The following is a 20,723-nucleotide window of genomic DNA, read 5'->3' on the forward strand; positions in this document are numbered from 1 at the left end:
GAATGGAAAATATAGCATTGATCGAATCATTCTCGGAATTCAAAGATGACAAGTTCATTGACCGGGTAACCCTAATGGCAATTTTGGAAGATGTTTTCAGAAATGCCCTTAAAAAGAAATTTGGATCAGATGATAATTTTGACATTATTATTAACCCAGATAAGGGCGATTTGGAGATATGGAGAAACCGTATTGTAGTAGAAGATGGTGAAGTGGAAGAACCCAATGAGGAAATTTCCCTTTCAGAAGCACGTAAAATAGAACCCGACTTTGAAGTAGGGGAAGATGTGTCTGAAGAAGTTAAACTTATAAACCTTGGGAGACGTGGTATCCTAGCCTTACGTCAGAATCTGATTTCAAAAATACACGAACACGATAATACCACTATATACAAGCAATTTAAAGACCTGGAAGGGGAGATCTATACTGCTGAGGTACATCATATAAGGCATAAGGCCATTATTTTACTCGATGATGAAGGAAATGAGATCATCTTGCCAAAAGACAAACAGATACCGTCAGATTTCTTTAGAAAAGGAGATAATGTACGCGGTATTATTGAAAGTGTTGAATTAAAGGGGAACAAACCAATGATCATCATGTCCAGAACCTCCCCTGCCTTTTTGGAACAATTATTCTTCCAGGAGATCCCTGAGGTATTCGACGGACTTATAACTATTAAAAAGGCAGTTCGTATACCTGGCGAGAAGGCCAAAGTAGCTGTTGACACCTATGATGATCGAATTGATCCGGTAGGGGCATGTGTAGGTATGAAAGGATCCAGGATCCATGGAATAGTTAGGGAACTCGGTAACGAAAATATAGATGTGATCAACTGGACCAATAATCCGCAGCTTATGGTAACCAGAGCATTGAGTCCGGCACGTGTATCTACCGTGAAGCTTAATGATGAGAATATGACCGCTCAGGTATACCTGAAACCCGAAGAAGTTTCTAAGGCAATTGGAAGAGGCGGCCATAATATTCGTCTGGCCGGCCAATTAACAGGATACGAGATCGATGTCTTTAGAGAAGGGGTTGAAGAAGATGTGGAATTAACAGAATTCTCTGATGAAATTGAAGCTTGGGTCATCGAAGAATTAAAGAAGATAGGTCTTGATACCGCCAGAAGTGTTCTGGAGCAAGATGTAGATGATCTTATTAAAAGGACCGATCTGGAGGAGGAGACCATCCGGGAAGTGGTTAGGATCCTGAAATCGGAATTTGAAGATTAAGCTATATATTAGCGAAATAAAATAAGAGAGCAAACAGTATTTATGGCAGATAATGCAACAATAAGGCTTAATAAAGTTTTAAGAGAACTTAATATCTCCCTGGATAGGGCGGTGGACTTTCTTGCCTCCAAAGGGCATACTATAGACGCACGTCCTACCACCAAAATATCAGAGGAGGTACATCAGGTTCTTTTGGACGAATTCCAAACCGATATGAGCAAGAAAGTTGCTTCCATAGAAGTAGGTGAGGAAAAGCGCAAGGAAAAAGAAGCCATAAGACTGCAATTAGAGCAGGAACAGGAAGAAAGACGCCTGGTCAGAGAAAAACGCGCCGCTGCCAGCGAAGTGGTGAAGGCCAAAGCGGAACTTGCCGGACCAAAAATGGTAGGTAAGATAGATCTGGAAAGCAAGAAGAAAGCTAAACCTGCAAAAGAAGAGGTTCCAGCACCTGTCGTTGAAGAAACAGAGGCTAAAAGTGAGCCGCCAGTTGTTGAGAAACCCGAAAAGAAAGTTGCTAAGAAAGCGGAAAAACCTGCTAAAGTAGAGGAGGCTGAAAAGCCTAAAGAAGAAGAATCGAAAGCTATAGAAACGAAATATAAAAAGCTTTCCGGTCCTAAAATCATGGGAGATAAAATTGATCTCACCAAATTTGCTAAACCAAAAAAGAAAAAAGAACCACCTGCTAAAACAGATCCCAACGACCGTAAAAAAAGAAGAAAAAGGATCATTAGTGATTCAGGTCCCCGATCTGGTGGAAGAGGAAGGGCAGGAGATAAAAGAGGGGCCAGACCTGGAGTAACTTCCAAAGTTGAACCTACAGAGGAGGAAGTACAAAAACAAGTACGGGAAACCCTGGAAAAATTACAGGGAAAATCCAAAAAAGGAAAAGGAGCAAAATACCGACGAGATAAAAGAGATCAGCACAGGCAGCAGTCTGAGAAAGATCTTGAGCAGCAAGAACTGGAAAACAAGGTTCTTAAGGTAACCGAATTTGTTACAGCAGGAGAAGTAGCAACCATGATGGACGTCCCTACAACGCAGATCATTTCTGCATGTATGTCGCTCGGAATTATGGTAACCATGAATCAACGCCTAGATGCCGAAACCCTCTCTATTGTGGCCGAGGAATTTGGCTATGAAGTAGAGTTTGTTACCGCAGATATCGAGGAGGCTATTGAAGAAGAAGTGGATGCTCCGGAAGATCTTAAACCAAGAGCTCCCATAGTAACTGTAATGGGTCATGTAGACCACGGAAAGACTTCCCTTCTGGATTACATCAGACAAGAAAATGTAATTGCCGGAGAAAGCGGAGGTATTACCCAGCATATCGGTGCCTATGGCGTGGAGTTAGAAAACGGTCAAAAGATTGCATTTCTGGATACACCAGGTCACGAAGCGTTTACCGCTATGCGGGCGAGGGGAGCACAGGTAACGGACATTGCTATCATTGTGATTGCAGCAGATGACGATATCATGCCACAGACTAAAGAAGCAATTAGCCATGCTCAGGCGGCAGGGGTACCTATTGTTTTTGCAATAAATAAAATAGACAGACCAAGTGCCAACCCAGACAAGATCAAAGAAGGTCTGGCGGCAATGAACTTGTTGGTAGAAGATTGGGGTGGTAAAATACAATCACACAATATTTCTGCTAAAACAGGAGAAGGAGTCAAAGAATTGTTAGAAAAAGTACTGTTGGAAGCAGAGTTGTTAGAGTTAAAAGCTAATCCTGACAAACTTGCCACCGGTACGGTTGTAGAAGCCTTTTTAGATAAGGGCAGAGGATATGTCTCTACCGTACTTGTATTGGCCGGTACTCTGGAAATAGGAGATTATGTTCTGGCCGGAACTTGTAGCGGTAAGATCAAGGCCATGCAGGACGAACGAGGAAAGATCGTGAAAAAAGCAGGTCCCTCTACGCCCATTTCTATTCTGGGATTGGATGGAGCTCCACAAGCCGGAGACAAATTTAATGTGCTGGAAGATGAAAGGGAAGCAAAACAGATCGCGTCTAAAAGAAGTCAGTTAATGCGAGAACAATCAGTTCGTACGCAAAGACATATTACATTAGACGAGATCGGCAGACGAATTGCATTAGGCGATTTCAAAGAATTAAACATTATCCTGAAAGGGGATGTGGATGGTTCTGTGGAAGCATTGACAGATAGTTTCCAAAAATTATCGACTGAGGAAATCCAGGTTAACATAATACATAAAGGAGTAGGGGCGATCACAGAATCGGATATACTGTTGGCATCGGCTTCTGATGCTATCGTAATAGGCTTTAATGTGAGACCAATGGGTAATGCCCGCGATATTGCAGATAAGGAAGAAATAGATATCAGGATGTACTCTATTATCTATGATGCCATCAACGACCTTAAAGATGCCATGGAAGGAATGCTTTCTCCAGAGATCAAAGAGGAGATCACAGGAACTGCAGAGATCAGAGAAACATTCAAAATATCTAAAATTGGCACCATTGCAGGATGTATGGTGACTAGTGGAAAAATATTCAGAAACTCAAATATCAGACTCATTAGAGATGGTGTAGTGATCTATACCGGAGTACTTTCTTCCTTAAAAAGATTTAAGGATGATGTGAAGGAAGTTGCCAAAGGGTATGACTGTGGTCTTCAGATTAAGAACTACAATGACATAATAGAGAATGATATTGTGGAAGCCTTCCAGGAAGTAGCGGTAAAAAAGACCCTATAGTAAAAACTATATTTAACAAAAAACCCGTCTTCTTTAAGACGGGTTTTTTTTATGTTTTTTAGTGTGTTTAATTCTCACTTCTACTTGTTGCCGTTGAGCGGTTTGAGAATTATAGATTCTGGGTACTTCTTGCGTACTTCAGTATAGGTTCTCTCTACGTCCATTTTGTCTTTAAACCTACCTAAATGTACCCTGTATGTAGGGGAATCAAAAATGATATTGGAACTGTACTGAGGAAAATCTAATCCCACCTCAGATTTCAATTTGGAAGCAACCGAATAAGAGCCAAAACCTATCTGAATAGGCATGTACAGGGCAATTCTCATAAGATTATAATATTCATTAAATTAGTGATAAACAAAGGTAATTTTTTAAGGATTAAACAGTATAGAGAAACCTTATTTAGAATAAATATAAATTATAAATTATCAATCGTTAACGATTTCCCAAATAAAGTCTATGTCGTATTTTTGCTCCCAATAAAAATTGGCGATATTTATCCATATTTTACTTTGGATAAAGAAATTATCGTGCCAAGATTTCGATAGAAACAATTTCAATATGAAAAAGGTTTTGTACCGCACTCAGATTTCTACTATTTCCGGTATTTCTTTGGTAGTTCTTCTACTCTTTTCAAATTTTATTCTCGCTCAAGATCAGGCAGTTCCTGCAGTTGCTGTTGAGCAGGTCGCTACTGAGGCTGCCGCAGGAGGAGGAGATGCTGAGAAGGGAAAACAGTTATTCAATCAGAATTGTGCAGCTTGTCATGCCCTGAACAGGAAAATGACGGGTCCGGCCTTGGCCAATGTAGAAACCAGACTTTACGAAGATGAAGGCTTGGATAAGGAGTGGATGTATACCTGGATCAAAAATAGTGCTGGGATGATCGCTTCAGGAGATGCATATGCCAACAAGATCTATGAAGAATACAATCAGGCGGCCATGACGGCTTTTCCTACCCTTTCTAATGAAGATATTGACAATATTTTGGCTTATACGGCTGCACCGCCACCCGCCCCGGTTCAGGCTGTAGCAGTAGCGGGAGAAGCAGCAGCTGGCGGCGGTTCCTCTTCGGGTATCACCAACGAGGTTATACTAGGTGCCCTGGTTCTTGTTTTTGGTCTTCTTGTGATGATGTTGATCCTGGTCAATATTACCTTAAGAAGAATAGCTGAGGCCAATGGGGTGGTACTGGAAAAAGCAAAAGCTGAGAAAAGGCTGCCTATTTGGAAAGCTTTTGCTCAGAATCAGTTCCTGGGGTTAGTCTTCTCTATATTATTACTTTTAGCGAGTGCGTATTACGCTTACGGATGGGTAATGCAGATTGGTATTGATCAGGGATATCAGCCTATTCAACCAATTCATTATTCTCACAAAATACATGCAGGAGATAATAAGATCGAATGTAAATATTGCCATTCTTCTTCAAGAGTTTCTAAGCATTCCGGGATCCCATCCCTCAATGTTTGTATGAATTGTCACAAGTCTATTTATGAATATAAAGGTAATCCAGAAGGTCCTTCAGCCGAAGATATCGCCAATGGATATACTAATGAATTCTATACCGGAGAAATAAAAAAATTATACAAGGCTGTTGGTTGGGATGAAGAGAACCAGAAATATACTGGAGAGTCTAAACCTGTAGAGTGGGTACGTATCCACAATTTACCAGACCTTGCCTATTTCAATCATTCACAACATGTATCTGTGGCGGGTATTGAATGTCAAACATGCCATGGCCCTGTTGAGGAAATGGAGATCATGTATCAGTACGCTCCATTAACCATGGGATGGTGTATTAATTGTCACCGGGAAACCAATGTGAATTTGGAAGACAATGCCTATTATGAAAATATTCATAAGGCACTCTCAGAAAAATATGGGGTGGAGAAACTTACCGCTGCACAACTTGGTGGTTTGGAATGTGGAAAATGTCATTATTAAGAATAAATTACAAGTAGCTAATTACAGATAGATCGTATGGCATCAAACAAGATATATTGGAAGAACGAAGAGGAGTTAAATCCCACCGATTCCATTGTTCAGAAGCTGAGTAAAAATGAGTTTCCGGAAGAGATTCCTGTTGATGAATTTTTAGGTGACAAAGAAACACTTGCCGATTCAAAAACGAACCGGAGAGATTTCTTGAAATATGTCGGTTTTAGCACGGCAGCAGCTTCTGTTGCGGCTTGTGAAGGTCCCGTTATTAAATCGATCCCTTATGTTGTGCAACCAGAACGCATTGTTCCCGGAGTAGCGAATTACTATGCTACCACTATTGCCAACGGCTATGATTTCGCCAGTATCCTAATTAAAACAAGAGAAGGCCGGCCAATTAAAGTAGAGAATAACAAAGAGGCCAAAACCAGTGGAAATTCCAATGCCCGTATTCAAGCTTCTGTTCTATCATTATATGACAGTACAAGGTTACAAGGACCACTCTCCAATGGAGAACCGGCAGAATGGGCCATATTGGATGCCAATGTTAAAGCAAAATTGGGAGCTCTGAAAGATTCAGGCAGACAGGTTGTGTTGTTAACTCAGACCTATGCCAGCCCTTCTACAGCAAAGCTGATTGCCGATTTTACAGCAGCCTATCCAAATACCAAACATATTACATACGACGCCATTGCGCAAGACGCGGCATTGAACGCCTATGAAATGACCTATGGCGAGAGAGCCATGGCAGATTATGATTTAGAGAAAGCTGAACTTATTGTTTCTTTTGGAGCTGATTTTCTAGGAGATTGGCAAGGTGGAGGCTATGATGCAGGATATTCCCGAGGACGAGTACCTAAGGAAGGTAAAATGTCTCGCCACATACAGTTTGAGGCTAATATGTCTCTTACCGGCGCCAATGCAGATAAGCGAATCCCATTAAAGCCCTCCGAACAGAAAAAAGCTCTGGCGGCATTATACGGAAAACTTAACAATGGTAAAGTCTCAACAGATCTAAGCGAAGGACTTTTGGCCATGGTGGATATGACAGCTGCCGAGATCAGAAAATTGGGTAGTAAAGCCGTGGTAGTTAGCGGTATAGATGATGTAGATGCGCAAAGAGTTATACTCGCCATAAACGAAATGCTCAGCAGTGAGGCCTTTGATACAACGGCACCGAAGTACACAAGGCAAGGTAATACCAAAGATGTACAACAACTGATCGCTGATATGAAAGCTGGTACAGTTGGGATGTTGATCATGGATGGTGTAAACCCCATGTATACACTACCAAACGCTGCCGACTTTGCCGAAGGAGTTGAGAAGGTTGATTTGTCTGTTACTTTTTCTACCAACTGGAATGAGACCACAGAGAGAACTCAATTTACGGCTGCGGCCAACCATTACCTGGAATCATGGGGAGATGCCGAGTTGAAAAAAGGGCATTTCAGCCTTATGCAACCAAGCATCAAAGAACTTTTTGATACCAAACAATTTCAGCAGGCATTGCTTACCTGGATGGGTAGTGATCAATCTTATTATGAGTACATAAAGAATTCCTGGACCTCCTCTTTATTAGGAGATGCTTCCTGGAATAAGGCATTGCACGATGGAGTTTACCACAGCACAAGTACCTCTTTAGATACAGCTTCTTCAGAAGTGTCTAATGATCCAGAAGCAGGAGACAATATGGTCTTAATGTCTGCAGTTCAACGACCTGGGATAACTATATCACAGTTTCCAAAGCAGATGCTACTGAACTAGGACTTATCAATGAGAATGTAGCCAATGGCGGATTAGATGGTAGCTATGCCAAAGTAACCGTGAACGGGGTTAGTCTAGACAATGTTCCGGTGATCATTCAACCTGGGCAGGCACCAAAAACGGTTGGACTATCTTTTGGATATGGAAGAAAGGTGGGAATGAAAGAGGAGATGCAGACGGGTGTCAACGCCTATGCCGTGTATACCAATTTCAACTCAGTTCAGTCAGTATCTATAGAAAAAGCTGACGGTTTACACGAGTTTGCATGTATACAATTGCAAAATACCCTTATGGGAAGGGGTGAGATCATTAAAGAAACCACCCTTGAGAAATATACAACAGAAGATGCACACGAGTGGAACCCTGTTCCTGTGGTATCATTGGATCATCAGGAAGTGCCTGCTACAACAGTAGATCTTTGGGCGTCTTTTGATCGTTCTATCGGACATCATTTCAACATGTCCATAGACCTCAATGCTTGTACCGGCTGTGGAGCTTGTGTTATTGCATGTCATGCGGAAAACAACGTACCTGTTGTTGGGAAAACAGAGGTTCGCAGGTCCAGAGATATGCACTGGTTGCGTATAGACAGATACTATTCATCGGAAGATACTTTTGAGGATGACAATATAAAGAAAGACGAGTTTTCAGGAGCTTTCGAATCAAAATCGGGCTTTGAGGAAATGGAAAGATCAGCGATTAATCCGCAGGTAGCCTTTCAGCCAGTAATGTGTCAGCATTGTAACCATGCGCCATGTGAAACTGTATGTCCGGTTGCGGCTACTTCACATAGTAGACAAGGACAAAATCATATGGCTTATAACAGATGTGTGGGAACAAGATACTGTGCTAACAACTGTCCTTATAAAGTGAGACGTTTCAACTGGTTCTTGTATAACAACAATGACGAGTTCGATTTCCATATGAACAATGACCTTGGTAAAATGGTCATTAATCCGGATGTTACCGTAAGATCAAGAGGAGTTATTGAAAAATGTTCCCTTTGTATCCAAATGACACAAAAAACGATCCTGGATGCAAAACGCGATGGAAGGGTTATAGAAGACGGAGAGTTTCAAACGGCTTGTTCTAATGCTTGTAGCAACGGAGCTATTGTTTTTGGAGATATAAACAATGAAGAAAGTAAGGTAGCCGAACTGAAAAAAGAAGATAGAATGTACCACTTGTTAGAAGCCGTAGGCACCAAGCCAAATGTATTCTATCATGTGAAAGTGCGTAATACCAACGAAGCTTAATCAAGAAATAAAGAACGTAACTATAACAGAAATCTATGGCGTCGCATTACGAAGCACCTATACGGAAACCCCTTGTTATTGGAGACAAAAGCTACCATGACGTATCGGTAGACATTTCTGCTCCAATTGAAGGGAGAGCCAGCATGCAGTGGTGGATAGTATTTTCCATCGCATTGGCTGCACTCCTTTGGGGAATTGGTGCTATAATATATACGATCTCTACAGGTATTGGTACCTGGGGACTCAATAAAACAGTTAACTGGGCATGGGATATCACTAACTTTGTATGGTGGGTAGGTATTGGTCATGCCGGGACACTGATCTCTGCGGTACTATTACTGTTCCGTCAGAAATGGAGAATGGCAATTAACCGTTCTGCGGAAGCAATGACCATATTTTCTGTGATCCAGGCAGGAATATTTCCTATCATTCACATGGGTAGACCCTGGCTGGCCTATTGGGTGGTCCCAATTCCCAACCAGTTTGGATCTTTATGGGTAAACTTTAATTCACCTTTATTGTGGGACGTTTTTGCGATCTCGACATATCTTTCAGTTTCCCTTGTTTTCTGGTGGACCGGTCTATTACCAGATTTTGCTATGATCCGGGACAGGGCTGTAAAGCCTTTCCAGAAAAAGATCTATGGCCTGGTGAGTTTTGGATGGACAGGCAGAGCCAAGGACTGGCAGCGTTTTGAGGAAGTATCTTTAGTGCTGGCCGGTTTGGCTACACCTCTTGTACTTTCTGTACACACTATTGTATCCTTTGACTTTGCTACTTCAGTTATCCCTGGATGGCATACCACAATCTTCCCTCCATATTTTGTGGCCGGGGCAATTTTCTCTGGGTTTGCCATGGTGCAAACTTTGTTGATCATTATGCGAAAAGTAAGCCACCTGGAAGATTATATCACCGTACAGCATATAGAATTGATGAACATCGTAATCATGGTTACGGGGTCTATTGTAGGTTGTGCCTATATTACTGAGTTGTTCATTGCATGGTATTCCGGAGTAGAATACGAACAATATGCATTTCTTAACAGGGCAACAGGACCTTATTGGTGGGCCTATTTATTGATGATGAGTTGTAATGTGGTATCGCCACAGATCATGTGGTTCAAAAAGATCAGGACCAGTATCGTTGTCTCTTTTATAATTTCCATTGTTGTGAATGTTGGGATGTGGTTCGAACGTTTTGTGATCATTGTTACATCACTTCACCGAGACTACCTTCCATCATCTTGGACCATGTTCTCGCCAACATTCGTCGATATAGGAATATTTATTGGTACCATAGGCTTCTTCTTTGTTCTATTCTTATTGTACTCAAGAACCTTCCCGGTAATTGCTCAGGCAGAGGTAAAATCAATATTAAAAGCTTCAGGATCTAAATACAAAAAACTTAGAGATGCCGGCAAACCATTGTACCAAATGCCCGTTGTAAAGGCAGGGAAAAATGAAGTAAAGGCGGCAGCTGCACCTCCGGCTAAGGCGGAAGGCAATGTCTCGGATCTTCTAGCCAAATTGGGTGCTTTTGATCCTTCAAAAGACAAAGCAGATGATCTTAAAAAGGTAAAAGGGATCGGACCAAAAATGGAAAAGACCCTCAATGAGATAGGCATTTTTACTTTTGCTCAGGTTAGTAGGATGACCAACACAGAATATGATCTCTTAGATGAAATAACAGGGTCGTTCCCTGGTAGGGCACAGCGAGATGATTGGGCCGGACAGGCCGGTAAATTAAATAAGAACTCATAGATATGGCCTCTAAAGTTATACATGCTTATTACAATGATGACGACATCCTCATGCAGGCGGTCAAGAAGGTAAAGGCTACCAAACATCATATTGAAGAAGTGTACTGCCCATTCCCGGTTCATGGATTAGACAAGGCTATGGGATTGGCTCCAACTAGGATCGCAATTACTTCTTTTATGTATGGCTGTCTGGGTCTAATAGTGTCTATAGTGATGATGAATTATATCATGATAGATGATTGGCCTCAGGATATTGGGGGTAAGCCCAGTTTTAGTTATATAGAGAACATGCCGGCCTTTGTGCCTATTATGTTTGAATTAACGGTATTTTTTGCCGCTCACTTAATGGTGATCACGTTCTACCTTAGAAGTAGGTTGTGGCCCTTTAAAGAGTCGGAAAATCCCGATCCTCGTACCACCGATGATCATTTTGTCATGGAGATAGAAGTACATGGAGATGAGAAAACATTAATGGCGATGCTTAAGGAATCTGGAGCAGTTGAGATTAATAAGGTAGAAAAGTAGTTCAGGAATTATGAAGAGTATACTAAAAATAGGAATTTTGTTAAGTGCCGTACTTGTGATGGTTTCTTGTGCGGACAAGAATAACAGGAACTATGAGTACATGCCTAACATGTATTTCCCTGTGGGCTACGAAACCTATCAACAGGTAAATTTCTTACCCAGTGGATCTGAGGCAATGCAACCTGCGGATAATACCATATCCCGTGGATGGCTGCCTTATGAATTTGCAAATGATCTTGAAGGGAAGGATATGGCTAAGTTACAGCCAAGTCCTTTGGATTCTCTAAATACTGAGGCTAATTTGGCCAAAGGGAAGGAATTATATGATATTTATTGTGCCATCTGTCATGGGGCAAAAGGAGAAGGCCAGGGAACATTGGTGAAAAGGGAAAAGATACTAGGTGTGCCAAGTTATGCCGATGCAGCCAGGAATATTTCTGTAGGCTCTACCTATCACACTATATATTATGGTCTCAACTCTATGGGATCTTATGCAGGGCAGATCAACTATGAAGAGAGATGGCAAGTGGCCGAGTATGTTATGCAACTGAAACAGGACCTAACTAAATAAGACTCAGACATAAACTATGTATACATTTTCTAACAGATTAAAAATTGGAGCTCTTATCCTTATGGGTATTGGGATCTTGGGGATGGGGATTGGTTTTGTATCTGCTCCTACCACAGTAGAAGATGCCAAAGCAATGGTAGCTGCTCATGACGAAGGTCATGGTGAAGCTCATGCCGAAGAAGTGGATCATGGGGTAGCAGAAGCTGATCATGCAATGGTAGCAGAACACGATGCGGCACATGATGAGCATTTATTACATCAATTACAAAACAGGCCCTGGTCTGCATTATATGTTGCCGCCTTCTTTTTCTTTATGATCGCTCTTGGGGTACTGGCTTTCTATGCCATTCAAAGGGCAGCCCAGGCTGGTTGGTCACCTCTCTTGTTTAGGGTCATGGAAGGAATTACAGCATATTTGGTGCCTGGAGGCATTATAATTATTGTCATTTTTGTACTGTCCATAATGCACTTCAATCACATGTTTGTTTGGATGGATGCTGAGGTGGTAGCAGAGGATGCTTTATTACAGGGAAAAGCCGGGTATTTGAATCCAACCTTTTTCCTGATCAGAGCGGCGATATTTCTGGGAGGATGGATCTTATATCGTGAAGTTTCAAGGAAATTATCACTGGCACAGGATGCTTCTGATGACGATAGCAACTTCAAGAAAAATTTCAGATGGTCTGCAGGTTTCCTGGTTTTTTATCTGGTTACAGAATCCATTATGTCATGGGACTGGATCATGAGTGTAGATCCGCATTGGTTTAGTACTCTTTTTGGGTGGTACGTATTTGCAAGTATGATGGTATCCGGGATCACGGTCATTGCTTTGATCACAATTTATTTAAAATCAAAAGGATATCTTCCCGATGTTAATGACAGCCATATCCATGATTTGGCAAAGTTTATGTTTGGATTCAGTATTTTCTGGACGTACCTTTGGTTTAGCCAGTTTATGTTGATCTGGTACGCGAATATTCCGGAAGAGGTAACCTATTTTGTTACAAGAATTGAAGATTTTAATCTACCGTTCTTTGGAATGGTGGCCATGAACTTTATATTTCCAGTTTTACTTTTGATGAACAGCGATTATAAACGAATCAATTGGTTTGTGGTTATGACCGGGATCGTAATACTGGCAGGACATTATTTAGATGTTTTCAACATGATAATGCCGGCAACAGTTGGTGACCAGTGGGCCATAGGAATTCCTGAAATAGGCGCTGTTTGTTTCTTTGCAGGGCTATTTATATTTTGGGTATTCAGAGCCTTAACAAAGGCACCCTTGCAGCCAAAGAGAAATCCGTTTATTGAAGAAAGCAGACATTTTCACTATTAAAAAATACAGTAACCTTTTAGTTTAGACAATGACTACATTACTTACTATACTTGTTTTGGTCCTAGTGGCAATTGCGATCTGGCAAATGACCAAGATCTTTGAATTGTCGCAGATCAAAGCAGATAATTCACAGGTAGCCAGTGATAAGGATAACAAGTATAATGGTTATCTGATGTTTGCCTTTTTGATCTTTATTTACGGCATCACCATTTTTAGCTTTTGGAAATATGCTAAGTTCTTACTCCCGGAAGCAGCTTCAGAACACGGTGCCGAATATGACAGTTTGATGTTATGGTCTATGGTGATCATTTTTATTGTTCAAACAATCACTCAGGCTTTATTACATTATTTTGGGTATAAGTACAGGGGCGAAAAAGGAAAAAAAGCACTCTTTTATGCAGACAATGATCGACTTGAATTTATTTGGACCATTATTCCCGTCATTGTTCTGGCCGGCTTGATCTTATGGGGGCTGTATACCTGGACCAACATAATGGACATAAATGATGAAGACGATCCCCTGATCGTGGAATTGTATGCCCAGCAGTTCAACTGGACAGCCCGTTACGGAGGAGGCGATAACGTCCTTGGAGGAGCCAATGTTCGTATGATCGATATAAACAGAGCCAATGTACTTGGATTAGATGAATCTGACCCCTATTCCAACGATGATGTGATCGTTAAAGAATTGCATTTACCAGTAGGACGGAAGGTCAATTTCAAATTTCGTTCACAGGATGTTTTGCATTCTGCTTACATGCCTCACTTTAGGGCACAAATGAACTGTGTTCCCGGGATGATCACTGAATTTTCCTTTACTCCCTCCATTACCACGGAAGAAATGCGTTTAAATCCGGATGTGGTAGACAAAGTGAAAAGAACAAATGCTATCAGGGCTGAAAGAGCTGCCAACGGAGAGCCTAACTCAGATCCCTGGGAGTTCGATTATATCCTTTTATGTAATAAGATCTGTGGTAAATCTCATTACAATATGCAGATGAAGATTATTGTAGAAACAGAAGAAGAATACAACGCCTGGATTGAAAGTCAACAGACCTTCTCCCAGTTAATGGCATCCATGCAATAAAATTAGGCTAGAGAAGAAAATTAATATAAAATCAAATTAGATTATGTCTGCTACAGCACATGCACACGTTGATGATCATGCAGATGATCATGGACATCATCACAAAGAAACCTTTGTTACCAAATACATATTTAGTCAGGATCATAAAATGATCTCTAAACAGTATCTGATAACAGGTTTGATCATGGGGATCATAGGAATTGCCATGTCCTTATTATTCAGAATGCAACTGGCCTGGCCGGGAGAATCCTTCCCGATCTTTGAAACTCTTCTAGGAAGATGGGCGCCAGATGGCGTAATGGATGCCAATATGTACCTGGCTTTGGTTACCATTCACGGGACCATCATGGTATTCTTTGTTCTTACTGCAGGCTTAAGTGGTACTTTTAGTAACCTCCTTATTCCGTTACAGATAGGTGCTCGCGATATGGCTTCAGGATTCCTGAACATGCTTTCATATTGGATGTTCTTTATATCTAGTGTGATTATGTTGATCTCTTTATTTGTAGAGGCAGGTCCGGCAGCAGCAGGTTGGACCATTTATCCACCCTTAAGTGCACTACCCATGGCTCAACCAGGATCTGGTATGGGAATGACGCTTTGGCTGGTCTCAATGGCTATTTTCATTGCATCTTCATTACTAGGTTCCCTGAATTATATTGTTACCGTGATCAATCTTAGGACCAAAGGGATGTCTATGACCAGACTACCACTAACAATCTGGGCCTTCTTTGTAACTGCAATTATTGGGGTGGTTTCTTTCCCCGTATTATTATCTGCAGCATTACTACTTATTATGGACAGAAGTTTTGGTACTTCATTTTTCTTATCGGATATTTTTATCCAGGGAGAAGTACTTCACTATCAGGGCGGGTCTCCTGTACTATACGAACACTTGTTTTGGTTCCTGGGTCACCCTGAAGTATATATCGTATTATTGCCGGCACTGGGAATTACATCTGAAGTGATGTCTACAAATGCCAGAAAACCTATTTTCGGATACAGAGCAATGGTAGCTTCTATCTTGGCTATTGCCTTTTTGTCTACTATTGTATGGGGGCACCATATGTTTATCTCCGGGATGAATCCATTTCTGGGATCTGTCTTCACCTTTACAACCTTATTGATAGCCATCCCGTCTGCGGTGAAAGCCTTCAATTACATTACGACACTTTGGAAGGGGAATCTACAGCTAAACCCCGCCATGCTATTTTCTATTGGCCTGGTCTCTACCTTTATTACAGGAGGTTTAACCGGGATCATATTAGGGGATAGTACCTTAGATATTAATGTACACGATACGTATTTTGTGGTAGCACACTTCCATTTGGTAATGGGAATATCGGCACTCTACGGACTTTTTGCCGGAGTATACCACTGGTTCCCTAAGATGTTTAAGAGGATGATGAATAAGAACCTTGGGTATGTACATTTCTGGGTAACAGCTATTTGTGCTTATGGGGTTTTCTTCCCAATGCACTTTGTTGGGATGGCAGGTGTACCAAGAAGATATTATGAGAACACAGCGTTCCCAATGTTCGATGAATTAACAGATTTGAATATACTTATAACCATATTTGCTCTGATAGCCGGAGCAGCTCAGCTAGTGTTCCTATACAATTTTGTACATAGTATTTTTTACGGCAAGCCTACAGTTCAAAATCCATGGAAATCGAATACGCTAGAATGGACAGCACCTATTGAGCATATCCACGGTAACTGGGAAGGAAAAATACCTGAAGTACACCGTTGGGCATATGATTACAGTAAGACACTGCCTAATGGCGACTATGTGATAAAAGACCAGGATTTTGTGCCTCAGGATGTACCTCTGCAAGAGAAAGAAGAGGAGTTACATCATTAAAGATGCTATCAAGATATTAAAGGACCCGTGCTGTTGTTTACACAGTATGGGTCTTTTTTTATTGTAAATATCAATAATCTCATCCTTCAATAAATTGTAATATCTTTAATCCAACAAATAGTTTAATACCCTAAGTCTCATGAAGATAAAATTGCTACTTTTAATACTTTTGTGCACCACATTGGCCATACAAGCTCAGCGCAAACCAAAGATCAAAGGAAATCGTACAGTAATAGAAGTAAAGGATGCCTTACCGCCATTTACAAAATTAGAACTTCGGGATGATCTGGATGTTATCCTTCGCAGATCAACGGAAGAAGCCTATACCGTTACAGCAGATGATAATCTCATTGATGTATTAAAATTTAAGATAGTGGATAGTACCCTGGTGATCACTTCTTTTTACCAGATCACCTCAAAAAAGAAATTGGATATAGAAATAGCCTATACACAACTTAATTCTATCATGCTCAGTGATGGAAAACTTACTTCAATAGACAAGATCAGTTCGGAAGTATTAAAAATCACTACTTTGGGATCTGCCAAAATTGAGCTGGGTGCAGATGCTGGTCTTGTTAAAATAGACATGCAGGATAACAGTTCAGGTACGTTCAATCTTACTGCAGATTCATTATCTGTAATGCTAATGAATAAAGCAGATGCCAGTATCTATTCCAATTCATTCAACAATGCACTCTCAATGAAGGACAATACCCGTCTACAAATAGAGGGTACTGCAGATAATTTTGAGATCACTTTAGATGGAGATGCCAATCTCAAAGCAGAAGATCTTGAGGCCCGGAAAATAACCGCTAGTCTTATGGCATCATCCAACGCCCGTTTTTATATCACTGATACTATAAACCTAAGACAACAAGGCTCTTCTCGTTGTTACCTCTACGGAAATCCTGCAATAGAATTAAAGCAATTCACAGACACCGCTGAATTGTTCAAACGAAAGAAATAGAAAAGAAAAATCCCCTCTTCTATAAGAAAAGGGGATACAACAACAACCAATTCCTTTATGATTGTAAGGATAGGGATGCTTTTGGTCCGGCGTCAACGATCTCTTTATTTACGTTGGCCTCAAACTTTTTAAAATTGGTATTAAAGAGTCCGACCAGTTTTTTCTTCACTTCATCGTATTTGCCTTTATCGTCCCATGTATTTTTAGGGATCAATACTTCGGCTGGAACTCCCGGACAACTTTGAGGGATCTGAAAACCAAACTCCTCGTCCTTAATAAATGATACCTTATCAAATTCATTGTGATGGATAGCATCTATCATGGCTCTGGTATACTTCAATTTAATCCTTGAGCCTACTCCATGTGCTCCACCTGTCCAACCGGTATTCACCAACCAGGCTGTGGCCTTGTGATCTTTGATCTTTTTGGCCAGTAGCTCTGCATATTTGTTGGGGTGCCACATCATAAAAGCCGCTCCAAAACAGGCGCTAAATGTAGCCTGAGGTTCCGTCACTCCCATTTCTGTACCGGCCACTTTTGCTGTATAACCTGAGATAAAATGGTAGCTTGCCTGCTCTGGAGTTAGTTTACTCACAGGAGGTAAGACTCCAAAGGCATCACAGGTTAGGAAAATGATGTTTTCCGGATGTCCTGCAATACATGGCATTTGAACATTATTTATAAACTGAATAGGGTATGAAGCCCTGGTATTCTGTGTGATGGAAGTATCGGTATAATCTACTGTGCGAGAATCCTTGTCATAGACCACATTCTCCAGCACGGTGCCAAATCTGATAGCATTGAAAATATCGGGCTCATTTTCTGCTGATAAGTTGATGGCTTTGGCATAACAGCCACCTTCAATATTGAAGGTTCCTTCGTCTGTCCAGCAATGTTCATCATCTCCGATAAGCTTGCGCTTAGGATCGGCACTTAAAGTGGTTTTTCCGGTACCCGATAAACCAAATAGAATGGTAACATCACCGGCATCGCCTACATTCGCAGAACAGTGCATGGGGAGTACTTCTTCCAATGGCATTAAATAGTTCATGATAGAAAAAATACCCTTCTTCATTTCTCCTGCATATTGGGTTCCCAGGATCACAACCTCTTTCTCTTCCAAATTAAGATCTACACTGGTCTTGGAGGTCATCTCTGAGGTGTATCTGTTGGCAGGGAAACCTCCCCCGTTAAAGATCACATAGTCTGGTTCACCAAATTGGGCCAATTCTTTTTGAGTGGGCATAATCAGCATATTTTGCATAAACAGGGCATGGTATGCTCTGGTACAAATGATCCTAACTTTTAGCCTGTATTTTGGGTCCCATCCGGCATAGGCATCCACAACATACAGTTGGGGTCTGGTGTTGAGGTAATCCAGGGCACGTTCCCGGTTTACCATATAGGTATGCTCATCCAGCCCAATATTTATATTACCCCAGTCTATATTTTTCTCAGAGTCTGGGTGTCTTACTATTCGTTTGTCTTTCGGACTCCTGCCTGTTTTTTCCCCGGAATATACCATCAGGGCCCCCACATCAGAAATTGCCGTTCCTTTTTCTTGTTGTAATCCCAGCTCGTATAAAACAGGAACACTGCTATTTCTGTAAACTTCTTTTACTTCAATTCCGTATTTGTGCAAATCAAATGTTGTCATGGATATTATTTTAATTACAATTTAATTACTTAATTCTAGGATACAAAGAAGCGAATTAATAATCAAAGAAAAGATGATTTTTATCATAATCAAATATTCTACAGCTTTATGTCATGGATTAAAATTAAGCGGTAATAATCCCTTACGATTTTCACTATCTTTGAAAGTATGAATGAACATTTGGACCCAACGGCAGAAAATTTCTCGCAGGAGGAGCTCGACATAGAAAGAGCATTACGGCCCATAACCTTTGACGATTTCACCGGTCAGGAATCGGTATTGGAAAACCTTAAGATCTTTGTGCAGGCCGCTAATATGCGTAATGAAGCCCTGGATCATACCCTGTTTCACGGACCACCCGGGCTTGGGAAGACCACCTTGGCACATGTCCTGGCCAATGAGCTGGGTGTTGGGATCAAGGTTACTTCCGGACCCGTGCTCGATAAGCCGGGAGACCTTGCAGGATTACTTACAAATCTTGAAGAACGCGATGTACTTTTTATTGATGAGATACACCGCCTGAGTCCTATAGTGGAAGAATACCTCTATTCTGCCATGGAAGATTATAAGATCGATATTATGATTGAAACCGGACCCAATGCAAGATCTGTACAGATCAACTTAAACCCCTTTACATTAATAGGAGCAACTACCAGGTCCGGATTACTAACTGCACCTATGCGCGCCCGTTTCGGAATACAAAGCAGATTACAATACTATAATACAGAACTTTTGTCGACCATAGTGGAGCGCAGCGCAGATATCCTTAAAGTGCCTATCAGCAATGATGCGGCCATCGAAATTGCAGGGAGAAGCCGGGGAACCCCAAGAATTTGTAATGCATTGCTCAGGCGGATACGCGATTTTGCACAGATCAAAGGAAATGGTTCTATTGATATAGATATTTCCCAATACGGCCTCAAAGCACTTCATGTAGATACACATGGTTTGGATGAAATGGACAATAAGATATTATTGACCATCATTGACAAGTTCAAAGGCGGTCCGGTTGGGATCTCTACGCTAGCCACCGCTGTATCTGAGAGTTCTGAAACCATTGAGGAAGTCTATGAACCTTTCCTTATTCAGCAGGGATTTATCATGAGAACGCCCAGGGGAAGAGAGGTCACGGAATTGGCTTACAAACATTTAGGCAGGATCAAGGGAGAAAATCAGCCAGGCCTTTTTTAAATGCGAGAACTAACCACCGTTTCTTATATAGAGGTTTTAAAGAACCGAAAACGAATCCTGGCAAATCCCTTGCCCTTCCATTCAGAAAATTTTAAAAAATACGGAGATACCTTCCGCGTTAAGGTAGGTCCTTGGCAAAATATAGACTTTACAAGGGATCCTGACATTGTACAAAAGGTGCTCCAAAAACAGCATAAGAAATTCCAAAAGTCGCCCCTGCAAACCAGAGATCTGGCCAAATATATTGGGTTTGGACTCCTTACTTCAGAAGGAGAGCATTGGCGGACCCACAGGCGCATGATACAACCAGCATTTCATAAAAAGAAGCTGGTAGGGTTGTTAGATATCATGGAGCAGGCGATACGGGAAGAACTAAAGCGCATTAAGCCTAATCAGGATCAGGATGTTTTTCCTTTAATGGGCGATCTGGCCTTTCAGGTAGTGTCAAAAGCCCTTTTTAGTCGTGCTGATATTCAGGATAAGATGCATAGACTTCAGCAAATCACAGAGACGAATCAGAAAATGCTGATCCGGGAGATGCGTCAGCCTTATCTGAAGTGGTGGTTTAAACTTAGTGGAAAAATAAAAAAACATTTAAAGTATTCCGAGGAGAGTCGTGAGTTGCTCAATGGACTAATTGAAGATAGAATCGCCTTGGAAAATGACAAAGATGATTTGCTGGATATGCTTTTAAAGTCGACCTATGAGGACGGATCTCATATGCCCAGGAGGCAGTTGATAGATGAGGTGCTCATCCTTTTTACAGCAGGGCACGAGACTACGGCGAACGCCTTGAGTTTCACTCTTTTTTTATTGGGCAAGTATCCAAAAATTCAGGAAAAAGTATTCCAG

Annotated in this window: 14 protein-coding genes and 1 pseudogene; 13 read left to right on the forward strand and 2 right to left on the reverse strand. The window is 41.3% G+C overall.

What is annotated here, in order from left to right; genetic code table 11:
- Positions 1 to 2 precede the first annotated feature (2 nt).
- Complete coding sequence (nusA, locus tag Q0X72_RS05675) at positions 3 to 1,235, forward strand: transcription termination factor NusA (RefSeq protein WP_297762717.1); 1,233 nt, start codon at positions 3 to 5, stop codon at positions 1,233 to 1,235.
- 42 nt (positions 1,236 to 1,277) lie between these two features.
- Positions 1,278 to 3,953 (forward strand): translation initiation factor IF-2, encoded by a 2,676-nt coding sequence (gene infB, locus Q0X72_RS05680; RefSeq protein ID WP_297762719.1) that lies wholly within the window; start codon positions 1,278 to 1,280, stop codon positions 3,951 to 3,953.
- An 80-nt stretch (positions 3,954 to 4,033) separates the two neighbouring features.
- Here infB and Q0X72_RS05685 read toward each other — a convergent pair whose 3' ends face one another.
- The gene (locus Q0X72_RS05685; RefSeq protein WP_297762721.1) at positions 4,034 to 4,279 is read right to left on the reverse strand and encodes a hypothetical protein; all 246 of its coding nucleotides are present in this window, start codon (positions 4,277 to 4,279) and stop codon (positions 4,034 to 4,036) included.
- 235 nt (positions 4,280 to 4,514) lie between these two features.
- Between Q0X72_RS05685 and Q0X72_RS05690 the strand changes: the two genes are divergently transcribed.
- The 9 genes and pseudogenes from Q0X72_RS05690 to Q0X72_RS05730 all read left to right on the forward strand — a co-directional run bounded on the left by Q0X72_RS05690 (position 4,515) and on the right by Q0X72_RS05730 (position 17,023).
- Complete coding sequence (locus Q0X72_RS05690; RefSeq protein ID WP_297762723.1) at positions 4,515 to 5,897, forward strand: c-type cytochrome; 1,383 nt, start codon at positions 4,515 to 4,517, stop codon at positions 5,895 to 5,897.
- Between the two features lie 36 nt (positions 5,898 to 5,933).
- Positions 5,934 to 8,911: pseudogene (locus tag Q0X72_RS05695) on the forward strand (TAT-variant-translocated molybdopterin oxidoreductase).
- A gap of 35 nt (positions 8,912 to 8,946) precedes the next feature.
- Positions 8,947 to 10,671, forward strand: a complete 1,725-nt coding sequence (gene nrfD, locus Q0X72_RS05700) for an NrfD/PsrC family molybdoenzyme membrane anchor subunit (protein WP_297762725.1) — start codon at positions 8,947 to 8,949, stop codon at positions 10,669 to 10,671.
- A 2-nt stretch (positions 10,672 to 10,673) separates the two neighbouring features.
- Positions 10,674 to 11,195, forward strand: a complete 522-nt coding sequence (locus Q0X72_RS05705) for a DUF3341 domain-containing protein (RefSeq protein WP_297762727.1) — start codon at positions 10,674 to 10,676, stop codon at positions 11,193 to 11,195.
- Between the two features lie 10 nt (positions 11,196 to 11,205).
- On the forward strand, positions 11,206 to 11,766 hold the full coding sequence (locus Q0X72_RS05710; protein ID WP_297762729.1) for a cytochrome c: 561 nt from the start codon (positions 11,206 to 11,208) through the stop codon (positions 11,764 to 11,766).
- Positions 11,767 to 11,782: 16 nt separating this feature from the next.
- Positions 11,783 to 13,105 carry a quinol:cytochrome C oxidoreductase gene (locus Q0X72_RS05715; RefSeq protein ID WP_297762731.1) on the forward strand — a complete coding sequence of 441 codons (1,323 nt, stop codon included), beginning with the start codon at positions 11,783 to 11,785 and terminating at the stop codon, positions 13,103 to 13,105.
- Positions 13,106 to 13,133: 28 nt separating this feature from the next.
- A complete protein-coding gene (locus Q0X72_RS05720) occupies positions 13,134 to 14,192 on the forward strand; it encodes a cytochrome c oxidase subunit II (RefSeq protein WP_297762733.1) in 1,059 nt (352 codons plus the stop codon).
- Positions 14,193 to 14,235: 43 nt separating this feature from the next.
- Complete coding sequence (locus Q0X72_RS05725; RefSeq protein WP_297762735.1) at positions 14,236 to 16,056, forward strand: cbb3-type cytochrome c oxidase subunit I; 1,821 nt, start codon at positions 14,236 to 14,238, stop codon at positions 16,054 to 16,056.
- Positions 16,057 to 16,195: 139 nt separating this feature from the next.
- On the forward strand, positions 16,196 to 17,023 hold the full coding sequence (locus Q0X72_RS05730) for a head GIN domain-containing protein (RefSeq protein ID WP_297762737.1): 828 nt from the start codon (positions 16,196 to 16,198) through the stop codon (positions 17,021 to 17,023).
- Between the two features lie 55 nt (positions 17,024 to 17,078).
- On the opposite strand, the gene pckA is transcribed toward Q0X72_RS05730, so the two are convergent.
- Complete coding sequence (gene pckA / locus Q0X72_RS05735) at positions 17,079 to 18,680, reverse strand: phosphoenolpyruvate carboxykinase (ATP) (RefSeq protein ID WP_297762739.1); 1,602 nt, start codon at positions 18,678 to 18,680, stop codon at positions 17,079 to 17,081.
- Between the two features lie 168 nt (positions 18,681 to 18,848).
- Here pckA and ruvB point away from each other — a divergent pair, with 168 nt between their 5' ends.
- Both ruvB and Q0X72_RS05745 read left to right on the forward strand, forming a co-directional pair.
- Positions 18,849 to 19,871, forward strand: a complete 1,023-nt coding sequence (gene ruvB / locus Q0X72_RS05740) for a Holliday junction branch migration DNA helicase RuvB (RefSeq protein WP_297762742.1) — start codon at positions 18,849 to 18,851, stop codon at positions 19,869 to 19,871.
- Positions 19,872 to 20,723 (forward strand): cytochrome P450 (locus Q0X72_RS05745; RefSeq protein WP_297762744.1); only part of this gene is annotated, 852 nt, incomplete at its 3' end.

The organism is uncultured Muriicola sp. (assembly GCF_947258935.1).
In the GTDB taxonomy this organism is placed as follows: Bacteria; Bacteroidota; Bacteroidia; order Flavobacteriales; family Flavobacteriaceae; genus Muriicola.